5 protein-coding genes are annotated in these 7,142 nt (G+C 71.4%); 3 read left to right on the forward strand and 2 right to left on the reverse strand.

From position 1 onward, the window contains the following. Positions 1 to 359 (forward strand): nuclear transport factor 2 family protein (locus ETD83_RS37440; protein ID WP_138649939.1); only part of this gene is annotated, 359 nt, incomplete at its 5' end. A gap of 17 nt (positions 360 to 376) precedes the next feature. On the opposite strand, the gene ETD83_RS37445 is transcribed toward ETD83_RS37440, so the two are convergent. After that, positions 377 to 1,180, reverse strand: coding sequence for an SAM-dependent methyltransferase (locus tag ETD83_RS37445; protein WP_138649940.1), 804 nt, complete (start codon positions 1,178 to 1,180; stop codon positions 377 to 379). A gap of 84 nt (positions 1,181 to 1,264) precedes the next feature. Here ETD83_RS37445 and ETD83_RS37450 point away from each other — a divergent pair, with 84 nt between their 5' ends. Then, on the forward strand, positions 1,265 to 3,097 hold the full coding sequence (locus ETD83_RS37450; protein WP_138649941.1) for an HSP90 family protein: 1,833 nt from the start codon (positions 1,265 to 1,267) through the stop codon (positions 3,095 to 3,097). After that, a complete protein-coding gene (locus ETD83_RS37455; protein ID WP_138649942.1) occupies positions 3,097 to 5,379 on the forward strand; it encodes a hypothetical protein in 2,283 nt (760 codons plus the stop codon). Before ETD83_RS37450 ends, ETD83_RS37455 begins: the two co-directional genes overlap by 1 nt. A gap of 76 nt (positions 5,380 to 5,455) precedes the next feature. Here ETD83_RS37455 and ETD83_RS37460 read toward each other — a convergent pair. After that, positions 5,456 to 7,142: M4 family metallopeptidase (locus ETD83_RS37460; protein ID WP_138649943.1), on the reverse strand; the 1,687-nt coding region annotated here is incomplete at its 5' end.

Below are 7,142 nucleotides of genomic sequence, written 5' to 3' on the forward strand. Positions count from 1 at the left end.
CGGTGGGGCCGGGGGTCGGAGGGCGAGGGACGCCGAGGTGGCGTTCGCACGAGCAGATCCTGTCCTGCCTGACCGGCGACATCGTGTGGACGGTCTTCGGCGCCTTCCGCCTGACCGGCAAGGACGCCTACGACCAGGCCATCGACGGCGCGCCCGAGTTCATCGACCCTCCCGAGCTGGAGGTCGTGCGCATGGTCGAGCAGGGCGACGTCGTCATGGCGGAGCTGACGGGCACGGCGCGGCGGGCCGCGGGCGGTGAGATGCGCATGTCCATGGCCGAGGTGTTCATCATGCGGGACGGGAAGATCGCCGAACGGCGCGCATGGGTGGTCGAGCTGAAGGAGAACGACTTCCGCTAGCCTGCCAGCGCGCCCGGCTAAGGCTTTCGGGCCACGCCGCCCCACATGCCCGTGGTGGCCGAGGGCTGGGCGTCCGGGTCCGGGCGCCAATCCTGGACGGGGACAACGCCCGGAGTCAGCAGATCCAGGCCGTCGAAGAAACGGCTTACGCCCTCGTGCGTGCGGAAGGTGACCCGGAAACCCATTGCCTTGGTGAGCGCCTTTTCGGCGGCCGCCATCTGTTCGGGGAGCTGGTCGATTCCCGGATGGGTGATGGCCAGGAAGCTGCCGGGAGCGAGGGAGTCCATGAGGGTGTGGATGATGCCGCGCGGGTCGTCGCCGTCCGGGACGCAGTGCAGGATCGCGATCAGCAGCAGGGCCACCGGACGGTCGAAGTCGAGCAGGCGGGCGGCTTCGTCCAGGATGCGGCCGGTGTCGCGGAGGTCGGAGTCGATGAACGCGGTCGGCGCGGTGACGCCGGACAGCAGGGCGCGGGCGTGGTTGAGAACGATCGGGTCGTTGTCGACGTACACGACCCGGCTCGCGGGATTGACCGCCTGCGCGACCAGGTGGGTGTTGTCGGCCGTGGGGATGCCGGTGCCGATGTCGAGGAACTGGGTGACGCCCTCCCCCGCCATGAAGCGGACAACCCGGCTGAGGAACGCGCGGTTCGCGGTGACGCCCGGCTTGATCGTCGGTGTGGCCGCCATCACCTGCTCGGCGGCCGCCCGGTCGGCGGCATAGTTGTCCTTTCCGCCGAGCCAGTAGTCGTAGATGCGGGCAATGTGCGGCGTGGTGACGTCGATTCCCCTCGGTGCGATCTCACGCTCGTCGCCGATCATGAGTCCGAGAATAGCCGGTTTCGCGGTGATGATCGTTTCGTGGTCGTCCGCCCGGTTGATCAGGGGTCGGTTACGGTGGCTCGGATGCGCCACAGCTTCAACGTCGACCTGCGGGGGATCGTCGACCTCCTCAGCCGTCACCTCTACAGCAGCCCGCGCGTGTACGTGCGCGAGCTGCTGCAGAACGCCGTCGACGCGACCACGGCCCGGATCCAGGCGGACGCGTCGGCCCCTGGGCCGCCGCCCGGACGTATCTCGATCGAGCCGCGCGAGGTGACCGGGGACGGCACCCTGCGGATCCACGACTCCGGCATCGGGCTGACCGAACCCCAGGTGCACGAGCTGCTCGCGACGATCGGCGGCTCGTCGAAGCGCGACGCGCTCGGGCTCGCCCGGCACGACTTCCTCGGGCAGTTCGGGATCGGACTGCTGTCCTGCTTCCTCGTCGCGGACGAGATCGAGGTGGTGACGCGCGGGCCGGGGGACACGGCGACCGTCCACTGGCACGGCCACTCCGACGGCCACTACACGGTGTCGGACGGCCCCGCCCGCGAAGAGCAGGGCACGACCGTCACGCTGCGCGCCCGCCGGGACTTCGAGCACTGGCTCGGGACGTCCACCGTCACGGAGCTGGCGCGGCACTACGGCTCGCTGCTTCCGTACGAGGTGCGGGTCGGCGGGGAGCGGGTCACGGCCGTGGACGTGCCGTGGCGGGTCCGCCACGCCGACCCGGACGAGCGGCGGAACGCGCTGCTGCGGCACGGCACCGCGCTGCTCGGGAGGCGGCCGTTCGACGTGATCGACCTCGCGGTCCCCGAGGCGGGCCTGGACGGCGTCGCGTTCGTGCTGCCGCACGAGTCGCATCCCGGCGAGCCGGAGGCGCACAAGGTCTACCTCAAGCGGATGCTCATGGGCGAGCGGGTGGAGAAGCTGCTGCCCGCCTGGGCGTTCTTCGTCCGCTGCGTGATCAACGCGGACGAGCTGCGGCCCACCGCGAGCCGCGAGCAGCTCTACGACGACGACCTCCTCGCCGACACCAGGACCGCGCTCGGCGAGCAGCTCCGCGCCTGGCTGGTGCGGCTCGCCACGACCGAGCCCGAGCGGCTCCGGGCGTTCCTCGCCGTCCACTACCGGGGCGTGATGGCGCTCGCGCTGCACGACGCCGAGATGCTCCGGATCGTGGACGAGTGGATCGAGTTCGAGACCAGCGAGGGCCGGGTCACGCTCAACGAGTTCCGCCACCGGCACCGGACCATTCACGTCACGACCGGGTCCGACGAGTTCGCGCAGTTCGCGGGGATCGCTGCCGCGCAGGGCCTCGCGCTGGTCAACGGCGGCTACACCTACCACGCGGAGATCCTGCAGCGGCTGCGCGTGCTCGACCCCGACCTCGATGTGCGGCGGCTCGACCAGGCGGAGCTCGCGACCCGGTTCGACCCGCTCGACCCGGCCGCCGAGTTCGCGGCGCGCGAGTTCGTCGGCATCGCCCGGGACGCCGTCGCGGCGCACGGCTGCGAACCGGTGCTGCGGACGTTCTCGCCCGCGGAGCTGCCCGTCCTCTACCTGGAGGGGCGGGAGGCGCGGCGCGCCGCCGACCTGCGGGCCGTGCTGGAGGAGGCGGGGGACGTCTGGGCGGAGTTCGCCGACGGCGACGCGGACGCTGACGGCGGCGGCGAACAAGAGGCCGGGGGGAACGAGCGGCCCAAGCCGCTGCTCGTCTTCAACCATCGCAACCCGCTGATCGCCCGCCTGACCAGCACCGCCAACGCGCGGCTCGTCCGGCTCTCGGTGGAGGCGCTGTACGGGTACGCGCTGCTGGCGGGGCAGCGCGCCGTCCGGCCCGGCGACGTGGCGAGCGTGAACCGCGCCTTCCTCGGGCTGGTGGAGCACGCGATCCACCAGGAGCCGGGGATCTGATGACCGGCGGATCCGGCAGGCGCGAACTGCGCGCCAGGCTCGACACCGCCTACAAGCAGCACCCCGACGACAACGGCGGGGCGGGCGCGGAGTCCTACTGGCGGGCGATGCAGGAACTCCTCGGTGAGGCCGAGGCACTCGGCGACCACGAACTGCTCTTCGAGGTCCGGCTCGCGTACGCGTGGTCGCTGCGCGGCAAGAAGTGGAAGAAGAGCTCGCGGGAGATCTTCACCGAATGGGTCGCGCTGCTCCGCCAGTGCCTCCTGATGTGGCGGGCGGAGCCGGACCGCATCTGCGACGAGCATGTCGTCCTGATGTGGAACCAGTTCGCCAACATCCTCGACATCTTCATCCGCCTCTATCCGGAGCCGGCCGACCGCGTCCACCGCCTGATCGACGAGCTGGAACGCCGGTGCCCTCCGTCCCGGCGGGAGGTGTTCTTCCTCCTCGACACCTTCCGGATGAAGATCGAGGCGCGCAAGGGGAACGCCGGCGAGGTCGAGCGGCTGTGGCGGGAGCTCCGCCTCCAGCCGCAGCCGACCAGGCACCTCGTCCCGGACGGCACCGCCGTGGGCGCGGCCGCCGTGTGGGAGCGGCTCGGCCGCGACGACCTGGCCATCGAGGCCCTCACGCCCGTCCTGACCGGCCAGATCCCGCAGCGCGAGGATCGCGAGTACGGGGACTACCTGCTGCTGCCCTACCTGCGCACCGGCCGTACCGGCGAGGCGGTCGCGGCGCACCAGAGCACCTACGCCACGGCGGGCCTGAAGCTGGAGAGCCTCGCGTCCCACCTGGAGTTCTGCGCCCGGACCGGCAACGAGGAGCGCGGGCTGGACGTCCTGCACCGCAACCTCGGCCGGCTGAGCGGCACGGTCACGACGGTCGAGTCGATGTGGACGGCGGCGGCGGTGGCGCTGCTGTGCCGCCGGGTCACCGAGCGCGGGCTCGACAGGGAGTGGGTGTGGTCGTGCGAGGAGGAGGGCTGCGACTGCGAGGCCGCGCCCGTCCGGTCCTACGCCGAGCTCGCCGGGGAGCGCCGCTGGTGGGCGCTGGAGTTCGCGAGGAAGCTCGATGAGATGGACGGGACGTCCTTCTGCAGCGAGGCGATCATGCGACGGCTGCACGCCGGGCCGATCGTCGAGCACCTCGACCTCCCCGGCCCGGTGAGCGAGCCCGCCCACCGGCTGAGGCCGCGGCTCTCCCCGCACCTGGCGGCGGCCACGACGGACGAGCTCCGAAACGAACTCGCCCGGACGCCCGAGCTGGACCGCAGGTGGAAGCGGGTCGTCCATCTGCAGCGGCTCATGCAGAACGCGTTCGCGACGGGCGAGCAGGACGCGCTCATCGACATCCGCTTCGCCTACCTGGACGAGCTGCTGGCGTACGGGCCCACGGCGATGCGGCCCGACCTGTTCGCCACGTTCACGGCCCTCGTCCGCCTGCACGACGCGGACCCGGCCCTGCTCGGCGCCGAACGCCTCGACCGCGTGTGGACGGCGGCGCCCGTCGTCCTGGACCGCGTGCTGACCCGCGCGACCGTCCACGCCGCGCAGATCCGCGACCTGATCGGCATGCTCGGGCGTCACTGCCGCCCGGGCGGCCGCGATCTGCATCATCTGCGCTGGTACGCGGTCGAGCTGGAGGTCCGGTGCGGCGACGTCGACGCTGCCCGCGCGGCCTGGGCGGCGTTCGAGTCGCTCCCGTCCTGCGACGAGTACGCCACCGGGCCGAACGTCCTGCGCCGGACGGAATGGTGGCTCGATCTCGGCCTGGACGGCGAGGTGCTCGCGACGACGGGCCCCGCGCTGTCCGGCCAGGACGGGGAGGAGCGCCTCATCGTCCCGTACCTGTGCGCGGGCGAGGACGCCAAGGCGCGCGAGATCCACGAGCGCACCTTCGCGACGATGGACGGGCCGCGGGAGGTCGCGGCCCACCTGGAGTTCTGTGCCCGGACCGGCGATCTCGCCCGCGCCAAGGAGATCATCCGCGGCACCCTGGACCTGCTCCACGTCTACTACGACGACACCGAGTTCACCTTCGACCGGCTCCGTCTGTGCGCCTCGACCGTCCTGGCCTGCCGCCTGATCGCGGCCCGCGGCCTGGACGAGACCTGGACGTGGCCGGAGCACGAATGCTGCCCGGCCGAACCAGGCTGGACCTATGCCAGGCTCGCCGCCGACTACCGCACCGAGTTGAACCTCTTCGCCCTCAGATGGCAGGAGCTCACCGGCAGCGACTTCCACGTCCGCCGCATGAACGCAATCGCCGACGCAGCGGCGTAAGAGAAAGCCGCGGTGCTCGCGCGAGCAGCACGAGCACCGCGGCCCCCGGAAAAGGGAATCCCCTACATCGCTACTGTCAGACCGCCTCCCACAGGGCGGGGACGTTGGGCGGCGTCCAGCCGGGCATGGACGTGTGCGACTGGAGGCAGCGGTACTGCACGCCCTCGTAGGTCACCACGTCACCGGCGTTGTAGGTCTTGCCGTCGGCCCAGGTGGTGTCACCGGGCGGGTCGTTGGGGTCCGGCGGGTCGTTGGGGTCCGGCGCGCGGGTGCCGACGTTGACCCCGGCCCACGCGTTGGCGGTCGCGGTCCACTCGGCGCTGTTCGCACCGTACAGTCCGGCGGCGGCCGCGAGGGTCGCGCGGCGGGCGTCGGCGAAGTCGGTCGTCGGGCGCATCTCCTCGGTGAGCGCCTTGTACCAGATCGCCGCGGCCTTGTCCCGGCCGATGCCCGTGACCGGCTTGTTGTCGTAGGTCGGCGAGTTGTAGGTGACGCCGTTGATGACCTTCTGGCCGCTGCCCTCGGACAGCAGGTAGAAGAAGTGGTTCGCGATGCCCGAGGAGTAGTGGACGTCCACGTTCCCGGCGCCGGGCTTCCAGTTGTCGAGCGAGCTGCCGTCCTGGCTCGGGCGCGCCATGTAGCGCAGCGGCGTCCCGTTGCCGAAGAGGTCGATCTTCTCGCCGATGAGGTAGTCGCCGACGTCGGCGGGGTTGTTCGACCAGAACTCCATGGCGGTGGCCAGGATGTCGGACGTGGCCTCGTTCAGGCCGCCGGACTCGCCCTGGTAGATCAGCCCGGCCGTGTTGGACGTGACGCCGTGGGTCATCTCGTGCCCGGCCACGTCCAGCGAGGTCAGCGGGCTGGCATTGCCCTCGCCGTCGCCGTAGGTCATGCAGAAGCAGCCGTCTTCCCAGAAGGCGTTGACGTAGGACTGGCCGTAGTGGACCCGGGAGTACGCGCCGACGCCGTCGCCGCGGATGCCCGACCGGCCGAAGACCGTCTTGAAGTAGTCCCAGGTCTGGCCCGCGCCGTAGGCGGCGTCCACCCCGGCGGTCTGGCGGTCGCTCGCCGCCCCGTTGCCCCACTGGTCGTCGGTGTCGGTGAACACGGTGCCCTTGCCCGAGGAGCCGCCGCGCAGGTCGGTCGTCTCGTGGTTGCCGCGCCCGGCGTCCCGCAGGACGTAGGACCCGCCCGACTGGGACGTGCCAAGTTCGACGGTGCCGGCGTACATGCTGCGGCCGGTGCCCTTCTGGACGCCCTGCCATTCGATGATCTTCTTGCCCGTGGCGGCGTCGGTGAGGACGTGCAGCCGGTTGGGGGTGCCGTCCTTCTGCGTCCCGCCGACGACGGTCTCCCAGGCCAGGACGGTGTTGCCGGCCGCGTCCATCCAGACGACCCTGCGCGGCGCGACGCTGCCCGCCGCCTTCGGCGTGGCCGGCCTGGTCGACGCGAGCGTCGCCGGCGCGGTGTTCACCTTCATCGGCCGGGCGGCCGACTGGGTGACGCGCGTGATGGAGCCGGACGGGGCGCGGTGGACGACGATGTCGCCGCCGATGACGGGCAGCCCGTCGTAGGTCTGCGTGTAGCGGGTGTGCGTGGTGCCGTCCTGGTTCTTCAGGACGCTCTTCGCCTTCAGCTCGACCTTCGCGCCGAGGTTCAGCTTGGACGCGGTCTCGTCCTGCTGTGCCTTGGCCTTGCCGACGAGCGCCTTGTACTCGGTGGCGCTCACCTTCGCGGGCCGCTGTCCGGGGTCGCCCTTGGCG

The sequence above is a fragment of the Actinomadura soli genome, from assembly GCF_005889715.1.
Taxonomy (GTDB): Bacteria; Actinomycetota; Actinomycetes; order Streptosporangiales; family Streptosporangiaceae; genus Spirillospora; species Spirillospora soli.

What these genes read in the sequence shown, in the direction of transcription:
- ETD83_RS37445 (WP_138649940.1), bottom strand. Translation starts at nt 1,180, where the DNA reads ATGATCGGCGACGAGCGTGAGATCGCACCGAGGGGAATCGACGTCACC.
- ETD83_RS37455 (WP_138649942.1), top strand. Translation starts at nt 3,097, where the DNA reads ATGACCGGCGGATCCGGCAGGCGCGAACTGCGCGCCAGGCTCGACACC.
- ETD83_RS37450 (WP_138649941.1), top strand. Translation starts at nt 1,265, where the DNA reads ATGCGCCACAGCTTCAACGTCGACCTGCGGGGGATCGTCGACCTCCTC.